This is a genomic window from Caulobacter sp. Root655, from assembly GCF_001427665.1.
Taxonomy (GTDB): Bacteria; Pseudomonadota; Alphaproteobacteria; order Caulobacterales; family Caulobacteraceae; genus Caulobacter.
In genome coordinates, this window is the sequence record NZ_LMHC01000012.1 from 448,715 (window position 1) to 475,641 (window position 26,927).

At 68.3% G+C, this 26,927-nt stretch carries 23 protein-coding genes; 13 read left to right on the forward strand and 10 right to left on the reverse strand.

All coding sequences use genetic code 11. From position 1 onward, the window contains the following. Positions 1 to 35: 35 nt before the first annotated feature. On the reverse strand, positions 36 to 1,490 hold the full coding sequence (locus tag ASD79_RS11090; RefSeq protein WP_235524406.1) for a serine hydrolase domain-containing protein: 1,455 nt from the start codon (positions 1,488 to 1,490) through the stop codon (positions 36 to 38). A 250-nt stretch (positions 1,491 to 1,740) separates the two neighbouring features. Between ASD79_RS11090 and ASD79_RS11095 the strand changes: the two genes are divergently transcribed. From ASD79_RS11095 to ASD79_RS11130, 8 genes are all read left to right on the forward strand, one after another. Continuing rightward, positions 1,741 to 2,385: a TetR/AcrR family transcriptional regulator gene (locus ASD79_RS11095; protein WP_056721483.1), complete on the forward strand. Its 645-nt coding sequence runs from the start codon at positions 1,741 to 1,743 to the stop codon at positions 2,383 to 2,385. Continuing rightward, positions 2,382 to 3,368: an HlyD family secretion protein gene (locus ASD79_RS11100; RefSeq protein ID WP_056721485.1), complete on the forward strand. Its 987-nt coding sequence runs from the start codon at positions 2,382 to 2,384 to the stop codon at positions 3,366 to 3,368. Before ASD79_RS11095 ends, ASD79_RS11100 begins: the two co-directional genes overlap by 4 nt. Continuing rightward, on the forward strand, positions 3,365 to 4,327 hold the full coding sequence (locus tag ASD79_RS11105) for an ABC transporter ATP-binding protein (protein ID WP_056721486.1): 963 nt from the start codon (positions 3,365 to 3,367) through the stop codon (positions 4,325 to 4,327). The genes ASD79_RS11100 and ASD79_RS11105 overlap by 4 nt, the downstream gene beginning before the upstream one ends. Continuing rightward, a complete protein-coding gene (locus ASD79_RS11110) occupies positions 4,324 to 5,481 on the forward strand; it encodes an ABC transporter permease (RefSeq protein ID WP_056721488.1) in 1,158 nt (385 codons plus the stop codon). The genes ASD79_RS11105 and ASD79_RS11110 overlap by 4 nt, the downstream gene beginning before the upstream one ends. Before the next feature lie 327 nt (positions 5,482 to 5,808). Beyond that, the gene (locus ASD79_RS25430) at positions 5,809 to 7,017 is read left to right on the forward strand and encodes an OmpA family protein (protein WP_056721490.1); all 1,209 of its coding nucleotides are present in this window, start codon (positions 5,809 to 5,811) and stop codon (positions 7,015 to 7,017) included. A gap of 511 nt (positions 7,018 to 7,528) precedes the next feature. After that, positions 7,529 to 9,406: a ribonucleoside-diphosphate reductase subunit alpha gene (locus tag ASD79_RS11120; protein ID WP_156400452.1), complete on the forward strand. Its 1,878-nt coding sequence runs from the start codon at positions 7,529 to 7,531 to the stop codon at positions 9,404 to 9,406. Positions 9,407 to 9,576: 170 nt separating this feature from the next. Next, positions 9,577 to 10,572, forward strand: coding sequence for a lipid A-modifier LpxR family protein (locus ASD79_RS11125; protein ID WP_056721492.1), 996 nt, complete (start codon positions 9,577 to 9,579; stop codon positions 10,570 to 10,572). 172 nt (positions 10,573 to 10,744) lie between these two features. Further along, positions 10,745 to 11,068: a hypothetical protein gene (locus tag ASD79_RS11130; RefSeq protein ID WP_056721494.1), complete on the forward strand. Its 324-nt coding sequence runs from the start codon at positions 10,745 to 10,747 to the stop codon at positions 11,066 to 11,068. Positions 11,069 to 11,235: 167 nt separating this feature from the next. Here the strand turns inward: ASD79_RS11130 and ASD79_RS11135 are convergent, their stop codons facing one another. From ASD79_RS11135 to phnC, 9 genes are all read right to left on the reverse strand, one after another. Further along, positions 11,236 to 12,507, reverse strand: coding sequence for a patatin-like phospholipase family protein (locus tag ASD79_RS11135; RefSeq protein ID WP_056721496.1), 1,272 nt, complete (start codon positions 12,505 to 12,507; stop codon positions 11,236 to 11,238). 7 nt (positions 12,508 to 12,514) lie between these two features. After that, complete coding sequence (locus ASD79_RS11140; RefSeq protein WP_235524408.1) at positions 12,515 to 13,228, reverse strand: hemolysin III family protein; 714 nt, start codon at positions 13,226 to 13,228, stop codon at positions 12,515 to 12,517. Between the two features lie 72 nt (positions 13,229 to 13,300). Further along, a complete protein-coding gene (locus tag ASD79_RS11145) occupies positions 13,301 to 14,083 on the reverse strand; it encodes a sulfite exporter TauE/SafE family protein (protein WP_056721498.1) in 783 nt (260 codons plus the stop codon). 190 nt (positions 14,084 to 14,273) lie between these two features. Beyond that, positions 14,274 to 15,569, reverse strand: coding sequence for a hemolysin family protein (locus ASD79_RS11150; RefSeq protein WP_056721499.1), 1,296 nt, complete (start codon positions 15,567 to 15,569; stop codon positions 14,274 to 14,276). A gap of 330 nt (positions 15,570 to 15,899) precedes the next feature. Continuing rightward, the gene (locus tag ASD79_RS11155) at positions 15,900 to 16,943 is read right to left on the reverse strand and encodes a substrate-binding domain-containing protein (RefSeq protein ID WP_056721501.1); all 1,044 of its coding nucleotides are present in this window, start codon (positions 16,941 to 16,943) and stop codon (positions 15,900 to 15,902) included. 79 nt (positions 16,944 to 17,022) lie between these two features. Next, positions 17,023 to 18,273, reverse strand: coding sequence for an OprO/OprP family phosphate-selective porin (locus tag ASD79_RS11160; RefSeq protein ID WP_056721503.1), 1,251 nt, complete (start codon positions 18,271 to 18,273; stop codon positions 17,023 to 17,025). 169 nt (positions 18,274 to 18,442) lie between these two features. Then, complete coding sequence (phnE, locus tag ASD79_RS11165) at positions 18,443 to 19,270, reverse strand: phosphonate ABC transporter, permease protein PhnE (RefSeq protein WP_056721505.1); 828 nt, start codon at positions 19,268 to 19,270, stop codon at positions 18,443 to 18,445. A gap of 198 nt (positions 19,271 to 19,468) precedes the next feature. Next, a complete protein-coding gene (gene phnD, locus ASD79_RS11170) occupies positions 19,469 to 20,491 on the reverse strand; it encodes a phosphate/phosphite/phosphonate ABC transporter substrate-binding protein (RefSeq protein ID WP_056721508.1) in 1,023 nt (340 codons plus the stop codon). Beyond that, positions 20,488 to 21,300, reverse strand: a complete 813-nt coding sequence (gene phnC, locus ASD79_RS11175) for a phosphonate ABC transporter ATP-binding protein (protein WP_056721510.1) — start codon at positions 21,298 to 21,300, stop codon at positions 20,488 to 20,490. The genes phnD and phnC overlap by 4 nt, the downstream gene beginning before the upstream one ends. 256 nt (positions 21,301 to 21,556) lie before the next feature. On the opposite strand from phnC, the gene ASD79_RS11180 reads away from it, so the two are divergent. The 5 genes from ASD79_RS11180 (at position 21,557) to ASD79_RS11200 (ending at position 26,784) form a co-directional block, all read left to right on the forward strand. Next, entirely contained in the window at positions 21,557 to 22,816 is a 1,260-nt protein-coding gene (locus ASD79_RS11180; protein ID WP_056721512.1) for a type III PLP-dependent enzyme, read from the forward strand. A 358-nt stretch (positions 22,817 to 23,174) separates the two neighbouring features. Continuing rightward, positions 23,175 to 24,224, forward strand: a complete 1,050-nt coding sequence (locus ASD79_RS11185; protein WP_056721515.1) for a deoxyhypusine synthase — start codon at positions 23,175 to 23,177, stop codon at positions 24,222 to 24,224. A gap of 228 nt (positions 24,225 to 24,452) precedes the next feature. Beyond that, positions 24,453 to 25,226, forward strand: a complete 774-nt coding sequence (locus ASD79_RS11190) for a phosphatase PAP2 family protein (RefSeq protein WP_056721517.1) — start codon at positions 24,453 to 24,455, stop codon at positions 25,224 to 25,226. Between the two features lie 67 nt (positions 25,227 to 25,293). Continuing rightward, a complete protein-coding gene (locus ASD79_RS11195) occupies positions 25,294 to 26,088 on the forward strand; it encodes a phosphatase PAP2 family protein (RefSeq protein ID WP_056721698.1) in 795 nt (264 codons plus the stop codon). 213 nt (positions 26,089 to 26,301) lie between these two features. Next, on the forward strand, positions 26,302 to 26,784 hold the full coding sequence (locus tag ASD79_RS11200; protein ID WP_007672843.1) for a Fur family transcriptional regulator: 483 nt from the start codon (positions 26,302 to 26,304) through the stop codon (positions 26,782 to 26,784). Positions 26,785 to 26,927 lie beyond the last annotated feature (143 nt).

Sequence of the window (26,927 nt, forward strand, 5' to 3'; positions counted from 1 at the left end):
CGGATCTGAATGTCGGTCAACTCCAGGCGGTCGACCTACTGCCCGGCCTCGATCTTCGCGATCATCTTGTCGGCGTTGTCGTTTGCCGGGTTGAGGACCAGCGAGCGGCGGTACTCGGCGATGGCCTGGGCCTTGTCGCCCGTGGCGGCCAGGGATTCGGCGTAGCTGTCGTGGGCGTTCCAGCTGTCGGGGCGCCGGGCGGCGTTGTAGCCCAGCATTGCCTTGGCCTCGGCCAGACGCGGCGTGCGCAGCAGGCGGTAGCCCCAGGCGTTGACATAGTCCTCGTTGAGGTGGAGCTCCGGGAAGCGGCGGCGGACCTCATCGACGCTTGCGCCGACATCGGCGAAGCGGCTTTGTTCGAGGGCGGCTTCCAGCGCCGCGAGGCCGCGCGGCGGGCCAAACAGCGCCTCGTGCGCGGCGCTGCCGAGCGCCTGCAACGCGTCCTGGGCGCCGGAGCGGTTGGCCAGCAGCACGATGCCGTAGTCCTGGCCCGGATAGAAGTCGCAATAGGCCGAGAAGCCGAAGGTGCCGCCGCTGTGGCGCAGATAGGTCTGGCTGTCGACGGTCTTGGCGATCTGCCAGTGGAAGCCGATCGCGCCGCTGTCCGGCGCGCCCCAGGCGGGCTTTTGAGTCAGGGCGATGGACGGATCGCGCGCGGCCAGCTGGGCGGCGATGTAGCGGGCCATGTCGGCGGCCGAATAGCGCAGGCCCCCGGCCGCGCGGATGACGGGCTCGGTAAGGGCGGGCGTTGCGACGCCGCCTGGGCCGTAGCCTTTCACGAGCAGCGCGGGCGGCGGCTCGGCGGCGCCCGAGGCCATGCCCAGCGGTCGCTCGATATATTGCGCCAGCAGCGCCTCGTAAGGCCGGCCGTAGATCCGCTCCAGCACGATCCCGACCACCTGAGAGGCCACGTTGGAATGGCGCGTGACCTCGCCGGGCTTGTCGACCAGGCTGGCGGTCTTCAGGTCGGCCAGTAGTTTTTGCGAGGTGTAACCCTCGAGCAGCTTGGCGGCGATGAACGGAACCTCCGCCGGCTTGGCGCCGCCGATCACCTGGCGCCAATCGGGCAGGTTGTCGGGCAGGGCCGAGGTGGTGTCGACCAGATCGATCAGCCGCACGGGGCGGCCGTCGCGCTCGAGATTGTCGTAGCCCGGCGGCAGATATTTGCGCACGTCGTCGGAGGCGGCGGCCTTTCCCTCGCCGATCGCGTGGGCCAGCAGCAGGCCGGTGAACGTCTTGGAGATCGAGCCGACCTCATAGACGCTGCGCTCGCTCGCCGGCGTGCGGCTGTCCTGGGCGATGACGCCGGCATTATGGAAGCGCGTGCGCCCGCCACGCACGACGGCGGCCGAGAGGCCATCGACCTTGCCGGCGCGCACGAAGTCCGCGACCAGCGTTCCGACCGAATCTGCCGCCGTGGCCGCGCTCGCCACGCCCGAAAGCGCCAGTGGAACCGCCGGCGCCAAGGCAAGAAGCTCACGTCGGGCCATGCCCCGCGAGCGCCGCGTCGAGGATAGCTGGGCGGTCAATTCCATCGATGAGGTCCGATGCTGGGGGTTGCGGATCACGAGGAAGCCGCCGCTCGGCGCACTGCCTCGCGTTGCCGTGCAGCCTATGGGCGTCACCCGCTTTCGACATAGTGACATCCCGTTCACGTGCGCGCGCCGCCCTCGCCCAAGCTTGCGGCGATCACCGTTTCGTATATAACTGACTCGTCAGTTATATGTTTCGAGCATCGGCATGCAGGCGGGACAACCCAAGTGGCGGCGGCGCAGCGAGGCCCGCCCCGGCGAGATCATCGAGGCGGCCCTGGCGGTGTTCGCCGAGAAGGGCTTCGCCGCCGCGCGGCTGGACGACATCGCCGCCCGGGCCGGGGTCTCGAAGGGCGCGCTGTACCTCTATTTCGAAACCAAGCAGGACCTGTTCCGGGCGGTGGTGCGCGAGACGGTGGCCCCGAACCTGGCGGCGGTGGAGGTCTTCGCCGGCCAGGGCGGCCTGGCGTTCGGCGACCTGGTCCGGCTGGTTTTCGCCCGCATCGCCGGCGTCGTGGCCGAAGGGCGGCTGGGGCCGGTGGCCAAGATGGTGATCGGCGAGTCGCGCAATTTCCCCGAACTGGCCAAGGTCTGGCACGAGGACGTGGTCAGCCGGATGCTGAACGCCATCAGCGGCGCGGTCGCCGCCGCCCAGGCGCGCGGCGAGGTGGCGCCGGGCGATCCCCGCTTCCACGTCTTCACCCTGGCCGGCCCGTTGCTGATGGGCGTGCTGTGGCGCGAGGTGTTCGTGCCGATCGGGGCCGAGCCGATCGACCTGAAGGCGCTGCTGGCCCAGCACGCCGAGGTGGTGCTGGGCGGCATGCTATTGGAACCCGGGGAGGCGCGCACATGAAGCGTCCGGCCAAGATCGCGGTCGCCGTCGTGGCGATCGGCGTGGTGGGCTTCCTGGCCTGGCGGACCTGGGGGCCGGGCGCGGCCCATCCGCGCCGGCTGTCGGGCTATGTCGAGGGCGAGACGCTGTACGTCGCCGCCTCGGTCGCCGGGCCGGTCAGCACGGTGTCGGTCGAGCGCGGCCAGCGGGTCAGCGCCGGCCAGCCGCTGTTCGCCCTGGACGCCGCCCAGCTGGTCGCGGCCCGCGACCAGGCCGCCGCCCAGGCCGCCGCCGCCCAGTCCCAGGCGCAGGACGCCGCCAAGGGCCAGCGGCCCGACGAGCTGGCGGTGTTCGACGCCCAGCGCGCCGCCGTGCAGGCCGCGCTCGCCCAGGCCCAGGCCGACTACGACCGGATCGCGCCGCTGGCGGCCAAGGGTATCTACGCCCCGGCCCGGCTGGACAGCGCCAAGGCCGCCCTGCGCACCGCCCAGGCCAATGTCCGCACCGTCGAGCAGCAACGCCGGGTCGGCACGCTGGGCGCGCGGCCCGACGCCGTCCGCGCGGCCGAGAGCCAGGCCGCCGCCGCCCGCGACCAGCTGGCGGCCGCCCAGAACCGCCTGGACCTGATCAGCCCCCGGGCCCCGGCGGCGGCGCGGGTGCAGGACGTCTTCTATCAGAGCGGCGAATGGGTGGCGGCCAACCAGCCGGTGGTGGCCCTGCTGGCGGACGACCGGGTGCGGCTGCGCTTCTACGTGCCGCAGGCCCAGGTCGAGCTCTACCGGCCCGGAACCCGCGTCCAGTTCAGCTGCGACGGTTGCAAGCCCGGGCTGGGCGCGCGGATCAATTTCGTCAGCCCACGGGCCGAATTCACCCCGCCGGTGATCTACAGCCGCGAATCGCGCGACCGCTTGGTGTTCCTGGTCGAGGCCCTGCCCGACCGCCCCGCCGACCTGCTGCCCGGCCTGCCCATCGACGTCGTTCCGTTGACGGGGCCCGCCAAGTGAGCGCCGCCGCCCCGCCCCGCCCCGACACCGACCCGGTCGGGTCCGATCTGGCGGTCGACGTGCGCGGCCTCGACAAGTCGTTCGGCGACAAGCACGTGGTCCAGGACCTGTCGATCCAGGTCGGGACCGGCAAGATCACCGGGTTCCTCGGTCCCAACGGCTCGGGCAAGACCACCACCCTGCGGATGCTGTGCGGCCTGCTGACCCCGGACGGCGGCGAGGGCGAGGTGCTGGGCCTGGATTTCCGGCGGCACGCCGACGCGATCAAGCGCCAGACCGGCTACATGACCCAGAAGTTCTCGCTCTACGAGGACCTGTCGATCCGCGAGAACCTCGACTTCGTGGCCCAGATCTACGGCCTTGACCGCCGGCGCGCGCGGGTGAGCGAAGCGCTGGAGCGGCTGGGCCTGGCCGGCCGCCAGGGGCAGTTGGCCGGCAGCCTGTCGGGCGGCTGGAAGCAGCGCCTGGCCCTGGCCGCCTGCATCCTGCACGAACCGCGCCTGCTGCTGCTGGACGAACCCACCGCCGGGGTCGACCCCCAGGCGCGGCGCGAGTTCTGGGACGAGATCCACGCCCTGTCGGCCGAGGGCCTGACCGTGATGGTCTCGACCCACTACATGGACGAGGCCGAGCGCTGCCACGACATCGCCTACATCGCCTACGGCCAGCTGATGGCGCGCGGGACCCTGCCCGAGGTGATCGCCGGCTCGGGCCTGGTGACTTTCCGCGCCGAGGGGCCGGGCGCCGACCGGCTGGGCCGGGACCTGGCCAAGGCGCCGGGCGTGGCCATGGCCGCGCCGTTCGGGGCCGCCCTGCATGTCAGCGGCCAGGATCGCGCCGCCCTCGAAGCGGCGATCAAGCCCTACCGCCGCGCACCGTTCACGTGGACCGAGGTGTCGCCGACCCTGGAGGACGTGTTCATCCGCCTGATGGCGACCTCGCGGGACAATTTTCAATGAGCGGCCAATCCTCAAGCGGAGGGGGGGCCTGGAACCGCATCCTGGCGGTGCTGACCAAGGAGTTCATCCAGCTCACCCGCGACCGGCTGACCTACGCGATGATCCTGGTCATGCCGATCGTCCAGCTGATGCTGTTCGGCTACGCCATCAACAACGACCCGCGCGACCTGCCGACCGCGGTGCTGGTGCGGGACCACGGGCCGATGGCCCGCTCGACCCTGTCGGCCCTGGTCAACAGCGGCTACTTCAAGATCGTCCAGGAGGCCGGCTCGCCCGCCGACCTCGACCGGGCCATCGCCCGGGGCGAGGTGCAGTTCGCCCTGACCATCCCCGCCGACTTCACCCGCCGGGTGGTGCGCGGCGACCAGGCCCAGATCCTGGTCGAGGCCGACGCCTCCGATCCCGCCGCCACCGGCGGGGCGATCGCCGCCCTGGCCAGTCTTCCGCGCACGGCGCTGACGCGCGACCTGGCCCGAAGCCAGGTCGGCGCGGCCACCCAGACCAGCCGCGATCCGTTCGAGGTGGTGATCCACCGTCGCTACAATCCCGAGGCCATCACCGCCTACAACATCGTGCCGGGCCTGCTGGGCGTGATCCTGTCGATGACCCTGGTGATGATGACCTCGCTGGGCGTCACCCGCGAATACGAGCGCGGCACCATGGAGAGCCTGCTGGCCACGCCGGCCAGGCCCATCGAGGTGATGATCGGCAAGCTGGCGCCCTATGTGGTGGTCGGACTGATCCAGACCGTGGTGATCCTGGTCCTGGCGCGGGTGCTGTTCGCGGTGCCCATGGCCGGCGGATGGGCCGCGCTGGTCCTGGGGGTGGTGCTGTTCATCATCGGCTCGCTGTCGCTGGGCTTTCTCATATCGACGGCGGCCCGCACCCAACTGCAGGCGATGCAGATGTCGTTCTTCTACATCATGCCCTCGATCCTGCTGTCGGGCTTCATGTTCCCGTTCCGGGGCATGCCGCAGTGGGCCCAGGTGCTGGGCAGCGTCATTCCGGTGACCCACTTCCTGCGCGTGGTGAGGGGGTCTTTACTTAAGGGATTGGGACTTGAAGACCTGTGGACAAGTCTTCTGGCCCTGGCCGTCTTTGTCGTGGCGATCGCGGCCGCCGCGATGTCGCGATACCGGCGAACCCTCGACTGAGGTAGCCGGCGCCCGTTGCTCATTCCCGGCCAGATCCCGCGTCTATGCGACGTTTTTACACACGCATGTCCCTCAAAAAGCGCCGGAGGCCTTGCGCTGCGCGGATTCGCGTGCGAACCGGTACTATGCTGGCGCATTTTCCGGGACAGTCAGCCGATACGCTCGGAAGTTGATCTCGTGGGGCGGTCATGTGTTCGCGTCGTCTTGTCTATGGGGGCGACGAAACCTGACGAGTGTTGCTCTGCTGACACTTTCGCGGATCGCGCGCCTTGGTATAACAATGCTCGGTCGGTCTCGGCCGGTGCAGGGCAATAGAGGGCTCTTGATATGAAACTCAAACTCCTGGCGGGAGTGGCTCTGGCCGCGGTCTTCGCCGCTGGCGCCGCTTCGGCCCAAGAGACCGGCTGGTATGGCGCGGTCGATCTTGGCTATCACTGGCCGGAAGGCGTCAGCACTGAGTCGGATCTGAACGCTCCCGACGGCGCGCACTATCACTGGACCTGGTCGGCCGATAACGACTGGGCCGGCTTCGTTCGTCTGGGCTACCAGTTCAACCCGAACTGGCGCGCGGAACTCGAAGGCGGCTATCGCCCCGGCGACCTGACCAGCGTTCGCGGCAACCCCATCCGGACCCGCGAGCCGACCGGCCTCTGCACCCCGGGCGTGACCCGCACGACCGCCGCTCCGAAATGCGGCAGCCCGACGGGTTCGATCGACTCCTGGTCGCTGATGGTCAACGTTCTGTATGACTTCGCGCCGGACGCGTGGATCAACCCCTATCTCGGCGCCGGTATCGGTATCAACCGCCTCGACGTCAGCGCTCTGGGTCAGTTCAGCAACGCCATCCCGACCCCGTTCACCGCGGCCAACCCGGCCATTCAGAACCTGACCGTCGACGACGATGACATCGCCGTCGCTTGGCAAGGCATCGCCGGCGCCTCGATCAAGGCGACCGACAAGCTGAAGATCGACGTCACCTATCGCTACTTCGCGACCAACGACCACGCTTGGCAGACGACGGGTTCGGCGGTGCTGAATCCGGGTGCGTTCGAAGGCCAGTACAAGGATCAATCGCTGACCGTCGGTCTGCGCTACTCCTTCGCTTCGCCGCCGCCGCCCCCGCCGCCTCCCCCGCCCCCGCCGCCGCCTCCCCCGCCCCCGCCGCCCCCGCCGCCTCCTCCCCCGCCTCCGCCGGCGTATGAGGCTCGCGAATTCATCGTCTACTTCCCGTTCGATCAGTACGTCCTGACGCCGGAAGCCCAGTCGGTGGTTTCGGAAGCCGCTAACTACGCGACTTCGGGTCACGCGACGAAGCTGGTGGTCGTCGGTCACACCGACACCTCGGGCTCGCCGAAGTACAACGCCCGCCTGTCGGAGCGTCGTGCCAAGGCCGTCGCCGACGCGCTGGTTGGCGCCGGCGTCGCCGCTGACACCCTGGCTGTCGACTGGAAGGGCGAAAGCGCTCCCGCCGTCGCCACGGGCGATGGCGTGAAGGAACCGCTGAACCGCCGTTCCACGATCTCGATCAACTTCTAAGATCGCGATCACGACCTGAGTTGAGGGCCCGGCGGCGACGCCGGGCCCTTTTCTTTTGCGCCGAATCCGGAATTGGCGGAGCCGAGCCCTGGAGCGCCTGGCCCGATTGCATCAGGTCGGGCGCTCCAGCCTTTTGTCTTGGCGCGTTTTCTTCACGCGAACCGGTATCCACTTCGCTCGAAAACGCCCTACATATTGAAGGCGTTTGGGAGATCCGCGTTCCGCCGGATTCCACTCCGCCCGCGGATCACTTCTTTGTGGCCTGCGGCGCAGCGTCGCGGCCCCGCTCGCCGAGGCGAGGCAACCCTTTGATCCTGCCCAGCATCTCGACAGACGACGAGGTTCGTTCACAGGTTGTTAAGAAAAAACTCAGCGTTAAGAGCCATCTCGCCGTTGACGAGTCATTAGCCACTGTGGCCCCATATGTGGGCTGAGGGGGCTCCTCGGCCACAAGATGTAGCGGCTGGACGGGGCGTTCCCTTCTCCGGAACACGCTGATTGATTATGGATTTTGATCATGACCGGCAGTGAAGCGGCGAAGACTGCGCTCCCCGAGGCCCGCACCAGCGGCATGAAGGCCGAGCGCCCGAAGCTGGCCCTGGTGCGCAAGGTCGAGGTCGATCGCTCGCGCGACGCCCTGCTGACCGATTTCGGCAAGACCACCCTGGAAGACCGGTACCTGCTGCCGGGCGAGTCCTACCAGGACATGTTCGCCCGCGTGTCGACCGCCTTCGCCGACGACGCCGACCACGCCCAGCGCGTCTACGACTACATGAGCCAGCTGTGGTTCATGCCCTCGACCCCAGTCCTCTCGAACGGCGGCGCCGAGCGCGGCCTGCCGATCAGCTGCTTCCTCAACTCGGTCTCCGACAGCCTGGACGGTATCCTGGGCGTCTGGAACGAGAACGTCTGGCTGGCGGCCAACGGCGGCGGCATCGGCACCTACTGGGGCGGCGTCCGGTCGATCGGCGAGAAGGTCAAGGGCCAGGGCCAGACCAGCGGCATCATCCCCTTCATCCGCGTGATGGACAGCCTGACCCTGGCGATCAGCCAAGGCAGCCTGCGTCGCGGCTCGGCGGCGGTCTATCTCGACATCCACCACCCCGAGATCGAAGAATTCCTCGAGATCCGCAAGCCGTCGGGCGACTTCAACCGCAAGTCCCTGAACCTGCACCACGGCATCTCGATCACCGACGCCTTCATGCACGCCGTGCGCGACGGCCAGAAGTTCGGCCTGCGCTCGCCCAAGACCGGCGAAGTGGTCCGCGAGGTCGACGCCCGCAACCTGTGGCAAAAGGTGCTGGAGCTGCGCCTGCAGACCGGCGAGCCCTACCTGATCTTCTCCGACACCGTGAACCGCGCCATGCCCAAGCACCAGCGGGAGCTGGGCCTGTCGGTGCGCCAGTCGAACCTGTGCAGCGAGATCATGCTGCACACCGGCCTGGACCACCTGGGCAACGACCGCACCGCGGTCTGCTGCCTGTCGTCGGTGAACGCCGAGACCTTCATGGAATGGCGCGACCACCCGATGTTCATCGAGGACATCATGCGCTTCCTCGACAACGTGCTGCAGGACTTCATCGACCGCGCCCCGGAGCCGGCCAAGGCCGCCGCCTACGCCGCCATGCGCGAGCGTTCGGTGGGCCTGGGCCTGATGGGCTTCCACAGCTTCCTGCAGAGCCAGAACGTGCCGTTCGAGAGCGCCCTGGCCAAGAGCTGGAACATGCGGATGTTCAAGCACCTGCGCCGCGAGGCCGACAAGGCCAGCATCGCCCTGGGCGAAGAGAAGGGTCCGTGCCCGGACGCCGCCGAGCGCGGCTCGATGGAGCGCTTCTCGCACAAGCTGGCCATCGCCCCGACCGCCTCGATCTCGATCATCTGCGGCGGCACCTCGGCCGGCATCGAGCCGATCCCGGCCAACATCTACACCCACAAGACCCTGTCGGGCTCGTTCGCGGTGAAGAACCCCTATCTGGAGCAACTGCTCGTCGAGAAGGGCCAGAACACCGACGCCGTCTGGGGTTCGATCCTGGAGAACGAGGGCTCGGTCCAGCACCTGGACTTCCTCAGCCAGGACGACAAGGACGTCTACAAGACCGCCTTCGAGCTGGATCAGCGCTGGGTGGTCGAGCTGGCCGCCGACCGCACGCCGGAAATCTGCCAGAGCCAGTCGGTGAACATCTTCCTGCCCGGCGACGTCGACAAGTGGGACCTGCACATGCTGCACTGGCAGGCCTGGGAGCGCGGCGTGAAGTCGCTCTACTACCTGCGCTCCAAGTCCGTGCAGCGGGCGTCCTACGCCGGCTCAGACGTCGCCCTGGCGGGTCCTGCCAACGGCTTCGACGCGCCGGACAAGACCGACTACGAGGAATGCCTGGCCTGCCAGTAAATCAGGCGCCCAGAGCCCGAAAATCGAACGGCGGCGCGAGCACATCGCGCCGCCGTTTCGCGTTCGGAACCAAGACCACTAGGAATTGTTGATGATGAGGGAATTTGCCCCATGGACGCCGCCCAGATTGTGGGTAGGCTCCTTGTGGGGATTGGGACTGAGGGGTCCGTATGCGTAGCTTGGCGATCTTCGCCGCGAGTTTGAGCCTGAGCGCGATGATCTGCGCCCCGGCGTACGCTCGACCGACGTCGCCAAAGGCCATCAAGGCGGCCGAAGCTTCAAATAGGTCTTCGGAGGCCCGGCGCAAGGCCGCCGCGACGCCGAACTTCACCGTCAACATGAGCCGCGGCAAGACCGTCGACCTCAGCGTCCGCGACGTCCGCCCGGTTTCGATCGGTTTTTCCGCGGCCCCGCAGGCCGTGGCGACACGAACCGCCGACCCCAGCTTCGCGCTCTCGCCGGCCGGCGCCTATGGCGACGCCAAGCTGCTGGACGCCGATCGCTATTACCAGGGCCACGACCCGGTCACCTGGCGCTCCAACGCCTTTGTCGTCGGCCAGGGCGCCCACGCGGTCGATTCCGTGCGGGTATCGGTGGCCAGCGTGGCGCGGGGCGGCCAAAGCCGCCCGCTGTCCATGGTCCGGCCCGACGAGAACAGTTTCGATGACCGCGACGTCGATGTCACGGTGACCCGGGGCTGGCCCGCCGCCCTGCAACTCACCAGCGGCAAGTACGCCCTGGACGTCACGCCGCACGCCGGGCTCGGCTTTGGCGGCGCGGGCGGCACGGCCGAGGCCGGGGCCACGGTGCGGTTCGGCAAGAAGAGCATGGAAGACCGCGTCGTCAGTTCCCTGGGTGTCAGCGACGGACGCGCCTTCGGCAACCGCGGGCGCTGGTACGTGTTCGCCGCCGCCAGCGGCCAGGCCGTGGGCCTCAACATGCTGCGCAGCCAGGACGGCGACTGGAGCCGGGCCGGGTTCACCGCCGACAACAACAGCAAGCTGATCGGCGACGGCCAGGCTGGATTGGCTTGGCGCAAGGGGCCTATGCAGGCCTCGTTCGGCTATGTGCACCGCAAGATCAGGGCCAAGGACCAGATCATGGGCATGGCCACCCAGAAGGACGAGATGGTGGCGATGACCTTCAGCCTGAAGCCGCACTGGTAGCCCCGAGCATTTTCAAGCGAAGTGAATACCGGTTCGCGTGAAGAAAATGCGTCAAAACAAGAGGTTAGAGGATTTTCGATTTGACGAAGTCAGATCGGAAATCCTCCAAGGCTTGAGTTTCGGGGCTAGATCATGCAGCTAGCGGCCGTCCTCCACCGAGCCATCGACCGTCATGAGCGATAGCGAGCCTCCTCGCCGCAAGATCCTGAGCCTCAAGAGCGGCGTCGCCGCGCCTGGAGGCCCGCCGCCGCTCGAGCGCATCCAGCGCCCGGCCCGGCGCGTGATCCCCGAGCCGCCGCCCCCGCCGCCGCCGGCCGTCGGCGACTTCAAGTGCAAGCCCTGCGGCACGCGCTTCGACCCGCCGGCCGATCTGGCCGACGAGGACTCGGTGCGTTGCCCGTCGTGCAACGCCCGCCTGGGCCTGGCGTCCGACTTCCGCGCCGACCCGCCGAACGTCGAGAAGCTGCGCGCGCGTTACCTGAAGAAGAGCGCTTAAGGAGCGAGAGCCGTCTCCCGAGCCTGTTGGGCGAACGCGGTGCGCCCTTCGAGGCTCGCCTTCGGTTCGCACCTCAGGATGAGGAGCACTGTTGCTGAGTTCCTCATCTGAGGCGCCCGCGCAGCGGGCCTCGAAGGACGCAGGGCCGTTTCCGGCCTCGAAACCCTCTAAGGAATATCCAACCCCGGCGTCGGTTCGATCGGCAAGATCGAGGTCTCGCGCCGACCGCCGTTCGGGCCGTTCTGGCGGCGGAACAGGTGGCGCCACAGGGGCTCGGGTTCGATCGGGGTGGTCCACAACTGGCCGGCCATCGCCAGGCCCACGGCGTCGTCGAAGGTGCGCCGCATGCTGGCGGTCTCGAACTTCATCATGCTGAAGCCGTCGAAGCTGGTCGGGATCGAGGCCACGCGGAGCGGCAGGTTGTGGCGCGCGCAGAACCCGGCCGCCAGGCTGAGCGCCTGGCGATAAGAGAACCGCAGCATGGTCTCGAAGCTGCGCCCCATGATCGAGGTCACGCCGGTCGGAGTGGTGCGGGGCGAGGCGTCCAGCACGGTGTTGACGATCACATAGACCCGACCGCGCCGCAGGCGCTGACCCAGGTCGCGCCAACGCAGCAACGCGTCGGGCATCAGGAACAGCGGCGCCGAGACGCCGCCGTCGACGTGCATTTCCTGGTGGCGGACCACGCCGCCCTCGCCGTCGGGGATCTCGACGTCGAACAGCTTGGGCGGGAACAGGCCCGGCAGGGTGGCGGAGGCCACCAGCACGTCGCGGAACAGCTTCACGGCCGCCTCGCCGCCCTGGGTGGCGATCGCGCCCATGTCCCAGATGGTGGCCTTCTGGCTGTCGAGGTTGGTGGTGGCGATCAGCAGCCGCCGGCCCTTGGCGTGCTCATGGGCGACGGCCTCGATCATCGCCGCGTCGACGAACGGACCGACCAGGCCGTCGAGCGACTCGCCGCGGAACAGGCTGGGACCCAGGGCCGGTCCCAGCCGCCTGAGGCTGAGCAGCTCGGCGGCGTGGCCGCCCACATAGGCGTCGGCCAGGCGGTCGTCCCAGTCGGAGCCGAGGAAGGCCAGGGGGGCGATCAGCGCCCCGGTGCTGACTCCGGTGACGATGGCGAAGTCCGGACGGTTTCCGGCCCGCGTCAGCCCGATCAGCGCTCCGGCCCCGAAGGCGCCGCCGGCCGCGCCGCCTGACAGGGCCAGGATGTTGAAGCCGTCGCGGCCCAGCAGCGAGCGCATGGGGGCCAGGCGGTCGGCGACCTGGCGAAGAGCGGCGTCGGCCTCGTCGACGCTGAGGCGCACGCCGGGGAAGCCGACGGCCTCGGCCGGGGTCTCGACCGGCGGGGCGGTCAGCCGCTTGCCGCGCTGGGCCTGCGTCGCGCGGTCTCGAAAGAAGGTCTGGACGCTCTTTTTGGGATCCGGCGGCGTGTTCAAGGCGGGCTCAGGAGTGCCCGGTCGAAGCCAGGACCACCCCGACCAGAACGGCGGCGTAGTGCAGGCTGGCGCCGCCGATCACGTGACCGTGCCAGATCGCCCGCCGGAACTTTAGCCGTTGCATCAGATAGAACACCGTGCCCGTCGAATAGATCACCCCGCCGATCGCCAGCAGCAGCAGGGCGACCCAGCCCATGCCGTCGATCATCGGCTTGATGGCCACCAGGACCAGCCAGCCCAGCGCCAGGTACAGGCCGACCCAGAAGCGCTTGTCCAGGCCCGGCAGGAACAGCTTGGCCGCCACGCCGATCCCGGCCACCGTCCAGACCGCCGAGGTCATGCCGATCGCCCACCAGCCCGACAGGTTCTGGGTGGTGAACGGGGTGTAGGAGGCGGCGATCATGATGAAGATGCCGGCATGGTCGAAGCGCCGCAGCAGCGGCCGCCAGCGGGCCTTGGAGAAGTTGTAGGCGGTCGACAGCGACAGCATGGTGATCAGGCCGACGGTATAGACCGCGATGGCCGCCACCTGGCTCAGCGAGCCCAGGCCGAAGGCCAGGCCCAGCATGATGCCGCCGCCCAGCAGGGCGCAGGCCAGACCCGCCAGGTGAACCACCAGATCGGCCAGCTTGGCGCCGGGCGTCGGGTAGTGCGTGGCCGCCACGGTCGCCGGGACGTGCGGGGCGACCGGAGTCGGAAGGTTGCTGGTGGTCTCTGTCATGTCCCGCCCACTGTACGCGCAATCGATGACATATAAACCGCGATCATCGTGGCGCGAGAAGGGCCGCCCTAGCTAGCCCAGCAGGCCATGCGCCCCGTCCCAGGCCAGCTTGCCGCCGACGGCGATCAGCAGGACGTAGATGACCTTGTAGAAGCCCTCGGCCGGCACGCGCCGCACCAGCCACACCCCGGCCCAGGTCGAGGCCAGGGCCAGGGGCAGCAGGACGGCGGCGGTGGTCAGGGTCTGGCGGGTGAACTGGCCCAGGGCCGCGTAGGCCGGCACCTTCATCCAGTTGACCGTGGCGAAGAAGATGGCGCTGGTGCCGATGAACACGTCGCGCGGCAGGCGGCGCGGCAGCACGTAGATCTGGAACGGCGGGCCGCCGGCGTGGGCGACCTGGCTGGTGAAGCCGGCGACCATGCCGCACAACGCGCCCAGCCCCAGTCCCATCAGGGGCCGGGCCGGACCGGCGGCGATCGCGTCGGCGGCCTTCACCGCCCGCTCGGCCCACAACCGCTGCAGTGAGAAGGCGATCGAGATCACGCCAATCGCCAGCTCGACCGCCGACACCGAGACCCGGGCCGCCAGCGCCCAGCCCAGGAAAATGCCCACCGCCGCGGCCGGCAGCATCAGGATCAGCAGACCCCTGTCCCAGGTCTTGCGAAAGGCCCAGACGCTGACGACGTCCTGGGCCAGCAGGATCGGCAGGGTGATCGCGGCGGCCAGCACCGGCGAGATCACCAGCGCCATCATCGGCACCGCCACCACCCCGATCCCCGCGAACCCGCCCTTGGCCAGGCCCAGCAGGATGACGGCCGGAATGGCGACGGCGTAGAACAGGGGATCGGTCAGCATGGGGCGGTGTTAGCAGTTTCGCGGGGCGTCGCGAACCCAAGGTCCTCCCCCCGTGGGGGAGGCGGCCGGAGGCCGGTGGGGGGAGTGTCTGAGCGGTTGATCCCCGTTGTGGTCATCGGCCGATCGCTCCCCCCTCCGTCGGCTGCGCCGACACCTCCCCCACGGGGGGAGGACTTGGAGACGCCCCCCCCTATTCCCCCTTCGGCACGCACCGCAGGATCAGCTTGTCGATCCGCGACCCGTCCATGTCGACGACCTCGACATCGAACCCGCCCAGGGCGACGATCTCGCCCTCGCGGGGGATGCGGCCCAGGCGGTCGAGGATCAGGCCGGCCACGGTGTGGTAGCCGCCCTCGGCCTCGAAGTTCTCGCCCAGGGCGTCGTTGAGCTCCTGGATGTCGAGGCGGGCGTCGACCAGCCAGGAGCCGTCCTCGCGGCGCAGGATGCGGGTGTCGGCCTCGTCGTGGCTCTCGGGGAAGTCGCCGGCGATCATCTCCAACAGGTCCAGCGGGGTGATCACCCCCTGAATCGAGCCGAACTCGTCAACCACCAGGGCCATGTGCAGCGGCGTCTGCTTGAACACCGCCATGGCCCGCAGCAGCGACATGGTCTCGGGAATGGCGATCGGCTGCTGGACGTGGCTCTTGATGTCGATGGTGTCGCCGGCCAGGCAGGCGTCCAGCAGGTCCTTCTTGAGGATCACCCCGATATCGCCGTCCAGGTCGTCCTCGCTGGCCACCACGATTCGCGAATAGGGGCAGGCGCGGATCTCGGCCAGGATCTGCTCCTGGCTGTCGGCCAGGGAGATCCAGAACAGGTCGCGGCGCGGGGTCATGGCCACCCGCACGGGGCGGTCGCCCAGGCGCAGGACCTCGTTGATCATCGCCCGCTCCTCGGGCTCGATCAGGCCGGCGTCGGCCCCCTCGGCCAGCACGGTCTCGACCTCCTCGGCGGTCATGTCGTTGGTGCGCTCGTCGCGCACCCCCAGCAGCTTGAGGATGGCGGCGGTCGAGGCGGTCAGCAGGGTCACGAACGGCCGCAGCACCGTGGCCACCACCGCCAGGAACGGCGCCATGCGGCGGGCGATGGCGTCGGGGAACAGCAGAGCCAGGCGCTTGGGCACCAGTTCGCCGAGGATCACCGAGACATAGGTCAGGCCGATGACCACCACGGTGGTGGCGATGGCCTCGGAATGGGTCCCGATCACCGGGAACGGCTCAAGGTACTTGTCCAGCGCCCCGGCGATGGTGGCCTGGCCGTAGGCGCCGGCCAGGATGCCGATCAGGGTGATGCCCACCTGGACGGCCGACAGGAACCGGGTCGGGTGCTCGGCCATGGCCAGGGCCAGCCTGGCGCCCTTATCGCCCCGGTCGGCGAAGGTCTGGAGCCGGGCGCGGCGGGCCGAGACCACCGCCAGTTCGGACATGGAGAACACCCCGTTCAGCAGAACGAGGAGGAAGACGACGGCGAGCGCGAGGAGGATCATGGCCCTTCAGGGTCAGCGCGGCGCCGGAGCGGCCACGGCCAAACGGAGCAGGCCCGAAGGGACCGTCCGCCAACTCACTATAGAGGGACCACTATACAAAAGAAAACGCCGCGGCCCACTAGGGACCGCGGCGTCGTCTTGATTGTGGCCTGAGCGCTTCATAACGAGCGCTCAACCGCCCAACCCACATCCGTCTTCCCGGCGAAGGCCGGGAGCCAGATTCAGCCTGAGCGCCGAACGATCTATCCGGAAACACCCGGCCCTAGGATCTGGGCCCCGGCCTTCGCCGGGGAAACGGAAAAGAAGGAGGCCAGACCCTGGCCCCAACGCTTACGAAGCCGGACGGGCCATCGACGTCTTGTTGGCGACCACGCTCTTCTGGCCGTCGTGCTGGCCGGGGGGCAGCGGGATCAGGCCGCGGCCCTGCAGGTAGCCGCCACGACCGGTCGCCGCGTCCGAGGTGAACTCGGCCAGGAACTCGGCCAGGCCCGGCGTCACGCCGATGTTGGCCTTCTTGACGTAGATGAACAGCGAACGCGACAGCGGGTAGGAGCCGTCGGCGATCGTCTGGGCCGAGGGACGCACGCCGTTGACGGCCGCGCCCTTGATCTTGTCCATGTTCTCTTCGAGGTAGGACCAGCCGAAGACGCCCAGCGAGCCCGGGGTCTTGGTCAGGGTGCCGACGATGGCGTTGTCGTTCTCGCCGGCGTCGATCCAGCCGTCGTTACGCAGCGGGTCGACCAGTTGCTTGAACTTCTTCTCGTTGTCCGAGCGCAGGGCGTCGGCGGTCGGGAACTTGCGGGCGCCGGCCTCGATGGCCAGTTCCACGAAGGCGTCGCGGGTGCCCGAGGTGGGCGGCGGGCCGTAGACGTTGATGCGGTTGCCCGGCAGGCCCGAACCGATCTCGTCCCAGGTCTTGTAGGGGTTGGCCACGAACTGACCGCCCTTCAGGACTTGCTTGGCCAGGCCCAGGTACAGGTGCTCGGTCTTGAAGTTGTAGTCGGCGCCGTCCTTGTCGGTGGCCACGACGATGCCGTCGAAGCCGATCTTCACCTGGATGATGTCCTTGACGCCCTTGGCGGCGCAGGCGTCGAACTCGGACTTCTTCATCGGACGCGAAGCGTTGGCGATGTCGGGGAAGCCTTCGCCGGCGCCCGAGCAGAACAGCTTGATGCCGCCGCCGGTGCCGAGGCTTTCGACCTTCGGAGCCTTCTTGCCGGTCTTCTTGGCGAAGTTCTCGGCGGTGCGGGTGGCGAACGGGAAGACGGTCGAGGAACCGGCGGCCCAGACGTAGTCACGGGCGGCGTGGGCGGGGGCGGCGGCGAGGCCCGACAGGGCGACGGCGGCGGCCGCGCAGGAAAGCAGCTTTTTCATGGAGGACTCCTGGAAGTCTCGAGAGCTTTGGAGAATGGCGAAACGGCCCGGTCGCCGGACGGCGACCGGGCCGTGGGTCTTAGAAGTCCAGTTGCGCGCGCAGCTGGAATTGCTTGATGTCGAAGTCCTGGTTCACGCCGATGTTGTCGGCCTTGCCGTCGGTGTAGTTGGCCTGAAAGCGGACATAGGCGGTCGGGTAGTAGTTCGCGCCCAGGGTCCAGCCGGTGTACTCGCCGGCCTGCGACGTGGTCGGCTTGACGATCAGGGTGTCGTAGGCGTCCTTCAGGTCGGCGAAGTCGTAGCGCACGGCCAGTTCCAGACCACCGAAGCCACCGGCCGTGATCGGGTTGAGGATCTTCGGACGCTTGAACTCGCCGGCGACCGGATCGTAGTTGCGGGTCTCGCCCGTCGGCCAGAAGCTGACGAAGGCGTAGCCGACCTTGACGGTCGGATCGCTGCCCGCCGTGCCGGCGCGGGTCACGTCGATGTTCGAATATTCGCCCTGGACCGAGAACGGACCGTGCACCCAGGCGCCTTCGACGGCGATGGTGTTGTCGCGGTTGCCGATGCCGCCGGTCGTGTAGAACGTGGCGTTGCTGTAGGCGGTGTTGGTGCGGCCGGTATAGGCGAAGGCGCCTTCGTCGCCGCGGTTGCGGTAGCGGTACGAAGCCGCGACGTGGACCTTGTCGGTGTCGGTGACGATCGGCGCCCAATGGGCGCGACCGACGATGGTCAGGCGTTCCTTGGAGTCGGCGCTGGCGACGGCGACGTCGGCGTTGTTGATGCTGCCGCCCTGGACGCCACCGGTGAAGCTGTAGTTGGGGCCCTGGTACTTGCCGACCACGCCCAGCTGATAGCTGTCGACGCCGAAGTCGCCGTAGGGACCGCGGTCCATGAAGGTGGTGAAGCGGGTCGAGGTCAGGTTCTCGAGGCCGGCGACCTTGATGTTGCCGAACAGGATGCTGGTGGCTTCGGTCGGCTTGACCTCGATGACGACGTCATCCCAGGCCCAGGCGCCGCCGTTCACCGCGCCGCCTTCGGCCTTGTAGGCCACGTAGTTGTTCAGCTTGCCCTCGACGCCGAGGAAGACCTGGCGGCCGCGGACGTTGCGGGTGTCGAAGTCGCCGCCGGGGCCGTCCTTCTTGACGTCCTGGAACACGGCGTCGAGCAGGATCCGACCGCGGACCTTGAAGTAGACGTCGTCGTTGCTCCACTGCGGCGCGCCCTTCCAGGCGGTCGTGTTGTCTTGCGCGTGAGCCGCGACGCCGAGGCCGCAGGCGAGCATGACGCCCAGCGCCGCGCCGCTGACCAGCGAGGTCTTGATCCGCATTTGAGAATTCCCCTTAGGCTTTGCCCCCTGTCCGTTCGTCCGGATCAGGTAGGAGCGCTTTACGGGGGTCCCGTGACGGTTCCGCCACCCTTTGATGACAGCCGCGTGACAAGTCTTTTCAAGGCGTTAAAGCCGAAAAATGTGGCTCCAGCGCCACATCACGTCGCGCCTAGAGCAGACGTGTGCGGATGATCTGCGACAGCAGGTCGATCAGCGAAACGGCCACCACGATGACCAGCACGATGCAGCCGGTCTGGTCGTATTGGAAGCCGTTGATCGAATCGAGCAGCACCTGGCCCACGCCGCCGGCCCCGATCAGCCCTAGCACCGTGGCCGAGCGGCTGCTGGATTCGAAACGGTAGAGCGCATAGCTGGTCCACAGCGGCGCGACCTGCGGGATCACCCCCCAGACCACTTCCTGCAGCTTGCCGGCGCCGGTGGCCCGCACGCCCTCGACCGGGCCCTTGTCGATCGACTCGACGGCTTCGGCGAACAGCTTGGCCAGCACGCCGCCAGTGTTGAACATCAGGGCCATGACCCCGGCGAAGGGCCCCAGGCCGACGGCGGTGATGAAGATCAGCGCCACCACCAGGTCGGGCAGTGAGCGAATGATGTCGAGCAGGCGGCGGACCGGCTGCTGGATCCACCACGGGCTGATGTTGCGCGCGCCCAGCAGGCCCAGCGGAATGGCGACGACGATGGCCAGGGCCGTGCCCCACAGCGCCATCTGGATCGTCTGCCACATCTTGCCGACATACAGCGGCCAGTCGGCGGCCATGAAGGCGGCCGGGTCGATGAACGGCGAGAAGAAGCCGCGACCGAATTCCCGCATCTTGCCGGCTTCGGTGAACAGCTGCGGGAACTTGTCGATCTCGGCCGGCTTGAAGCTGACCACCAGCAGGGCGATCACCCCGCCCCACAGCAGGACATCGAAGGCCCGGGCCGAGATCGGCTGGCTGGGCGGCGGCGGGATGGCGTCGCTGGCTGGGGTGCTCATGACGGGCTCTGAAGGTCTGATCTAAAGTCGCCCAGGCGGGCGGTAAATTCCAAACCGTTGTCATCCCGGAAGCCTCGTAGAGGCTGTCCGGGACCCAGGGGACTGGGCGCATGCAGTGCGGCTGCCCCTGGGTCCCGGACAAGCGCTCCGCGCTTTCCGGGATGACAACGGTGATTGGGCTTCAACGGGGTCTGCCCCCTAGTTGACCGGCGCGGCGAGGCCGGCCTTGCCCTCGGCGGCCACGCGCTCGGCCTTGATGCCGGCCAGGACCTTCTCGGCCGCCGCCAGCTTGGCCGGGTCGCCGGCTTCGCGGGCCAGGCCGACGTTCTCCAGCGCCTCCATCTCGCGCACCACCAGCAGGTGGGTGTCGTCGGCGGGCTTGAAGCCGCCCATGCTGAGGCGCTCGAGATTCTTGCGCTGCTGGGCCGCGACCGGCGTGTCGCCCTGGCCGTAGGTCAGGAAGAACTGGCGCAGCTTTTCCTTCACGACCGGGTCGAGGTCCTTGCGCCAGACGATCGGATCCTCCGGCAGGGTCGGCGATTCCCAGATCACCTTGACCTTGTTGGCCTGGGCGCCGCCCTTGGCGTAGGTGTTCAGGCGCAGGGCCGTGGAGTTGTTGGTCGCCGCGTCCAGCTTGTGGTTGGCCACCGCGAACAGGTTGGCGTCATGGCTGGCGCTGAGCACGGTCTTGAAGCAGGTCTCGGGCTTCTTGCTGGCCGGGATGAACAGATAGGTCATCGGGGCCAGGGTGCCCGAGGTCGACTTCTTGTCGCCGATGCCGAAGTTCAGGGTCTTGTCGCACTTCAGCAACCCTTCAACGGTGAGATTGCTGTCGACCGGCACGATGACCACCGACTTGTAGCCGTCGGTGCCCGACGGGTCGAAGGTGCGGGCGAAGACCTCGCCGCCCGAGCGGCGCACGGCCTCCAGGCCCGACTGGTTGGAGAACCAGCCGACGTCGGTCTGCTTGGCGCCCATGGCGACGATCAGCGACGAATAGTTGGACGAAAAGAACGGCTTCACCTTCATGCCGGTCGACGCCTCCATGTCGGCCAGGATGGGCTTCCAGTAGCTCTCCATGTTCTGGGCCGACTCGGTGGACAGGATCGAGAAGACGATCGTGTCCTTGGCGACGGGCGTCACGACCTTCTTCTCGCCGCAGCCGGCGAGCGTCAGGGCGGCGACGAGGCCCAGGCCAGTGATGAGGGTGCGGCGGATCATTGCGGAGCTCCTTCCCAGAATACGTCCTCGAATTCCGGGCCGTAGATGTCGATGAGTTGGTCACGGTCCAGGCCGCTGGTCGGGCCGTCATAGACCTTCTTGCCGGCCTTCAGGGCCACCACCCGGTCGCAGTAGCGCAGGGCGTAGTCGACCTGGTGCAGGGTGACGACGACGGTCAGGCCGTCGGACTTGTTCAGATCACGGAGGATCTCCATGACCTTGCGCGCCGAAACCGGATCGAGCGAGGCGACCGGCTCGTCGGCGAGGATGATCTTGGCCTTCTGGACCAGGGCCCGGGCGATGGCCCCGCGCTGCTGCTGGCCGCCCGACAGGGTGTTGGCCCGCTGGGCCGCGTAGTCGGCGACCCCGACCCGATGCAGGGCGGCCATGGTCGCGTTCCGGGTCTCGGCCGGCCAGGCGCCCAGCAGGCCGCGCACCGTGCCGATCCGCCCAAGCGAACCGAGGGCGACGTTGGTGAACAGGCTCAGCCGGCCGACCAGGTTGAACTGCTGGGCGATGAAGCCGATGCGGACGCGCGCCTTGCGCACATGGTCGCTGACCTTGCCCTTGGCCTGAACCGGACCGCCGAACGCGGTGATGACGCCCTGGCCTTCCTTGCCCTCCGGGGGGGCATCGACCGTCTGCAGGCCGTCGATCGAGCGCAGGAGGGTGGATTTGCCCGAGCCCGACGGGCCGATGAGCGCGATCATCTCGCCGCGACCGACGTCGAGCGAAACGGCGTCCAGCGCCCGGCGCGACCCGAAGGTCTTGGAGGCGGCGCGGATCGAGAGAACGGGGTCCGACATCATGGTCGGGGCGAATCCTTACCGTGGTTTCTGGCGCAGTTAAATCCGTTCGTCGGTTTGAGGCACGGACGCAATGGATTTGTGACAGGCCGGGGAGCAATTCACCGGCCGGGCGAACGGCCACGAACGGAACCTCGCGTCCAAAAGACTCTTTACATCGGGGAACGATGACCCTATTTCGCTCGCTCCGGCGGACCCGAAGTCCTCATAAGCGCTGCTAACGCCGGCTGGGTTTAACTTCTGCAGGGGTCTACGTGAATTGCACACGTACCATGAACCCCTGGACCTGGTCCGTGAGCGGTCACCGGAACGTCCTGTCGCACTCGTGCGACCGGACGCGGTGTCGGTAGCGGCGCGCTGGTTCCAGGCTGAATTCAAAGGCGACGTCTTTTACGCGGTGAAGGCCAATCCTTCGCCGTGGGTGATCCGCGAGCTCGTGGACGCCGGGGTCCGGTCGTTCGACGTCGCCTCGCTCAACGAGATCGAGCTGGTGGGCGAACACGCGCCCGGCTCGCGCATGGCCTTCATGCACCCGGTGAAAAGCCGCGTGGCGATCTCGGCCGCCTATTTCGATCACGGCGTGCGGACGTTCTCGTTCGACACCCACGAAGAGCTGGCCAAGATCCTCGACGCCACCGGCAACGCCAAAGACCTCAACCTGATCGTCCGCATGGGCGTCCAGGCCGAGGGCGCGGCCTATTCGCTGTCGGGCAAGTTCGGCGTCGAGTCGCACAACGCCCCGGCCCTGCTGCTGGCGGCCCGCCGCTCGACCCAGGACCTGATGGGCGTCAGCTTCCACGTCGGCAGCCAGTGCATGCGCCCCACCGCCTACCAGGCGGCGATGGCCCAGGCCTCGCGCGCCCTGGTGCGGGCCGGCGTGCTGGCCGATGTCGTCGACGTCGGCGGCGGTTTCCCGTCGGTCTATCCGGGCATGGTGCCGCCCGACATGTCGGAATACCTGGCCGCCATCGACCGCGGCTTCAACGACATGATGGTCCACGAGTCGACCCAGCTGTGGTGCGAACCCGGCCGGGCCCTGGTGGCCGAGGCCTCGTCCCTGCTGGTCAAGGTCGAGCTGAAGAAGGGCGACGCGCTGTATCTGAACGACGGGTCCTACGGCTCGCTGTTCGACGCGGCGCACATGAAATGGCCCTTCCCGGTCAAGCTGCTGCGCAAGAACGGCGAGATCGTCGAAGAGAGCCAGAGGCCCTTCCGCTTCTACGGCCCCACCTGCGACAGCGTCGACCACATGCCCGGCCCGTTCTACCTGCCGGAAAGCGTTGACGAGGGCGACTACATCGAGATCGGCATGCTGGGCGCCTATGGCGTGGCGATGTCGACCCGCTTCAACGGCTTTGGCGAGACCGACACCGCGCGGGTTTCGGATGCGCCGATGGCCTCGATGTACGGCCTGGCCAAGCGCTCGATCCCCACGCCCCGGCCCGAGGCCGAGGAACGCAAGATCGTCCGCTTCTCGCGCCCCAAGGGCGCGGCGGGCAAGAAGCGGCGCCGTCGCTAGAGGGCTTACGGGTCAAATTGGCTCAAGCCCTAAAGCCCTCCGCTCATCCCGGCGAAAGCCGGGACCCAAGCGGTGCGGGCCGGGTGGTCAGAGCGAAACCGCCAAGCTCGGCTTGGGTCCCGGCTTTCGCCGGGATGAGCGGAATTGGGGGGCGGTCCTGAGAGGGCTCCAAAAGCTTTGCTTGCCCGACGCGAAATCGTCACTAAGCGCTGTCGGAAATCTGAGTTAAACCGCGCGCCGCACCCATCGCTTGAGCGTTTGGATACGAACCGCATTCCCTATCGCCCCCACCGGTCGCTCCGTCCCGGTGGACGGTCACTTTCAACGACGGGCGTCCAAAGTCAGGGAAACCGAAGCGATGAACGCTCCCGTTCCGAATACCAAGGCGCAGCTGCTGCAAAACGTCGTCGAGCACATCGACATCACGTCGTTCGACGCCCGTCCGATCATCGACGCCATGCGCAAGATGAGCTTCTCGAGCCGCGACACCGCCCGCGCCGCCGACATCTTCAACATGGCGCTGGAGGACAAGTCCTGCTCGCCGTGGCTGATCCTGGCCGGCTCCACCTCGGCCGGCGGCTGCATGCACGTCTACCGCGACATGGTGAAGAACGGCATGATCGACGCCGTGGTCGCCACCGGCGCCTCGATCGTCGACATGGATTTCTTCGAGGCCCTGGGCTTCAAGCACTACCAGGCCGCCGGCCCGGTCGACGACAACGTGCTGCGCGAAAACTACATCGACCGCATCTACGACACCTATATCGACGAGGAAGAGCTCCAGAACTGCGACCATACGATCCTGGAGATCTGCAACCGCCTGGAGCCGCGCGCCTATTCCTCGCGCGAGTTCATCTGGGAAATGGGCAAGTGGCTGAGCGAAGGCAACGCCAAGAAGCCCGGCTCGCTGATCCAGACCGCCTATGAAGAGGGCGTGCCGATCTTCTGCCCGGCCTTCGTCGACAGCTCGGCCGGCTTTGGCCTGGTCAAGCACCAGAAGGAACGCATCGCCGCCAAGCAGCCCTACCTGATGATCGACGCGGTGGCGGACTTCCGCGAACTGACCGACATCAAGATCGCGGCCGGCACCACCGGCCTGTTCATGGTCGGTGGCGGCGTGCCCAAGAACTTCGCCCAGGACACCGTGGTCTGCGCCGAGATCCTCGGCGTCGAGGCCGACATGCACAAGTACGCCATCCAGATCACCGTGGCCGACGTGCGCGACGGCGCCTGCTCGTCCTCGACGCTGAAGGAAGCCGCCAGCTGGGGCAAGGTCAACACCACCCACGAGCAGATGGTGTTCGCCGAAGCCACCACCGTGGTGCCGCTGATCGCCTCGGACGCCTATCACCGCGAAGCCTGGAAGGGCCGCGAAAAGCCCCGGTGGCAGAAGCTGTTCGCGAAGTAGGCGCTTCTCCACGCCATCATCGTTGTCATCCCGGAAGCCTCGCAGAGGCTGTCCGGGACCCAGGGGACTGGGAGAAGGCGGTGCGGCTCGCCTGGGTCCCGGACAAGCGCTGCGCGCTTTCCGGGATGACAACGGTGGGTGGATTTCGATTGAGTCCGGGCTCGGGTTGTCTTGCTACGAGCTCACTGAAAATGCAGGGTCCCCGGAAGTGATTTCGGGGACCTTTTCATGCGCGCCTGGCTGACCTGCGGAGCGGCGATCCTGGCGCTGGCCGGCTGCGCCAGCCTGGGCGGATCGCAAGCCGGACGCTACCTCGCCCAAGGCGCCTACGACGCGCGCAAGGTCGTGCCGCCGCCGCCCGCGCCAGGATCGGCCGCCGCCGAACAGGACCGCCAGACCTTCCTGGCGACCCGCCGGTTCAAGGACAGCCCGCGCTGGTCGCTGGCCAAGGCCGACGCCCGCGAGGCGAAGATCCTCGAAGGCTTCAGCTGCGTCCTGGGCGTCACGCCGACCCGCGAAACGACGCCCAGACTGGCGGCGATGCTGCGGCGCGTCAGCCACGACGTCCGCCCGGCCATCGCGGGGCCCAAGCGGCTCTACGACCGCAAGCGGCCCTACCAGGTCGACCGCGGACCGATCTGCGTCAAGAGCGGCATGATCACCGCCCTGACGCCGGACTATCCGTCGGGCCATTCGACCTGGGGCTGGACCGTGGGCCTGATCCTGGCCAAGGCCCAGCCGCAACGGGCGGACGCCATCCTGTCGCGAGCCCGGGCCTATGGCGAAAGCCGCGTGGTCTGCGGCGTCCACAACGCCAGCTCGGTGGCCGCCGGCCAGCTCAACGCCGTCGGCCTGGTCGAGGCGCTACAGGCCTCGCCGACGTTCGAGGCCGACCTGGCGGCCGTCAGCGCCGAACTCGACGCCGCCCGGGCCGCCGGCCCCACCCCCGACAAGACGCGATGCGACGCCGAGACGGCCCTGCTCGCCCAGCCGCTGTCCTGAACAAGCCGTCTTGCTCCTGTCGCCTTGGCGCGGCAGGGTCGCCAAAGCGATTTCGGGGACCGTTTTCATGCGCGCCAAGCTGACCCTCGCCGCCTGCGCGGCCGTGTTGATCTGCGGGACGGGCCTGGCCATCGCCCGCGAGGACGCCCCGCCCTCTTCTCCTCAAAAAGGGGGCTATCTGGCGGCCGGCGCGCTCGACACCTCGAAGATCCTGGCCCCGGCGCCCCAGCCCGGCGACGCCCGCTACGAGGCCGACCGCAAGACCTTCCTGGCCACCCGGGCGCTGAAGGACAGCCCCCGCTGGGCCCTGGCCCAGGCCGATGTCGACGAGAAGAAGATCCTGGCCGACTTCGGCTGCGCCCTGGGCTTCGCCCCGACCCCGGAAACCACCCCCAAGCTGGTCGCCCTGCTGACCAAGCTGCGCTTTGACGTCGGCGCGGCGGTCAACAAGCCCAAGGACCTCTACAAGCGCCAGCGGCCCTATCTGATCGACGCGGGCGACATCTGCGTGCCCAGGACCGACAGCCTGGCCGCCAGCCCCGACTATCCGTCCGGCCACACCACCTGGGGCTGGACCGTCGGCCTGATCCTGGCCGAGGCCGATCCCCAGGACGCCACGCAGATCCTGATCCGCGCCCGGTCGTTCGGCGAGAGCCGGGTGGTCTGCGGCGTGCACAACGCCAGCGCCGTCGAGGCCGGCCGCACCAACGCCTCGGCCCTGGTCGCCGCCCTGCACGGCTCCAAGGCCTTCCGCGACGACCTGGACGGGGTGCGCGCGGAGGTCGCCGTCGCGAAAGCCAAGGCCGCCGCCCCGGCCCAGTGCGCGACCGAGAACGCCTTGGTCGCCAAGACGCCCTACTGAGGAACGGGGACATGCACTTGTGCGTGTCCCCATCCGTACTCCGCGCCGTTTCCGATAGGCCCAGGGATCGGGTTTGCGGGACCGGCCGCGCGAATTTGGGGACACGCACAAGTGCGCGTCCCCGGTCGTGCGATCGCCTCTCCCTGCGGGGATAAGCGGTGGAGAGGCCAGGGCAAGGTTGCGCGAAGCCTTCCCCGCCTCTACCTCTTGGCCATGGCCCATGCCGCATGCGATCACGACCATCATAACCACGGCGTCGCCGGGGACCGCCTCGCCGCCGAGCTCGCCTCGGCCGAGGCCCGCTGCGCCGCCGCCGACCAGCGCCTGACCGCCCCGCGCCGCCGGGTGCTGGAGCTGCTGCTGGAGGCCGGCCAGCCGGTGAAGGCCTATGACCTGATCGCCAGCTTCGGCGGATCGGGCCCGCCGGCCAAGCCGCCGACCGTCTACCGGGCGCTGGACTTTCTCGAGAAGCAGGGCTTCGCCCATCGCATCGAGAGCCTCAACGCCTATGTCGCCTGCCGCAAGGAGGCCGACGGCCACGCCGCCGCCTTCCTGATCTGCGACTGCTGCGGCGCGACCCGCGAGATCGAACCCAAGGCCAGCGCCGAGATCATCGCCGCCGGGGCCTCGGCCGGCTACGCGCTGACCGCCGTGACCATCGAGGCGCATGGGCTGTGCGCCGATTGTCGGGGCTAATTGTCATCCTCGGCGGATGAGTTGGGGACACACACTCATGGCAGGCGCTCCGCAAGGCTGGCGAAAGCCGCTGGATGAGTGTGTGTCCCCACCCGCATCCACGGCTTGCCAGCGATTGCGGGACCCGAGCGAACGCCGCTAGG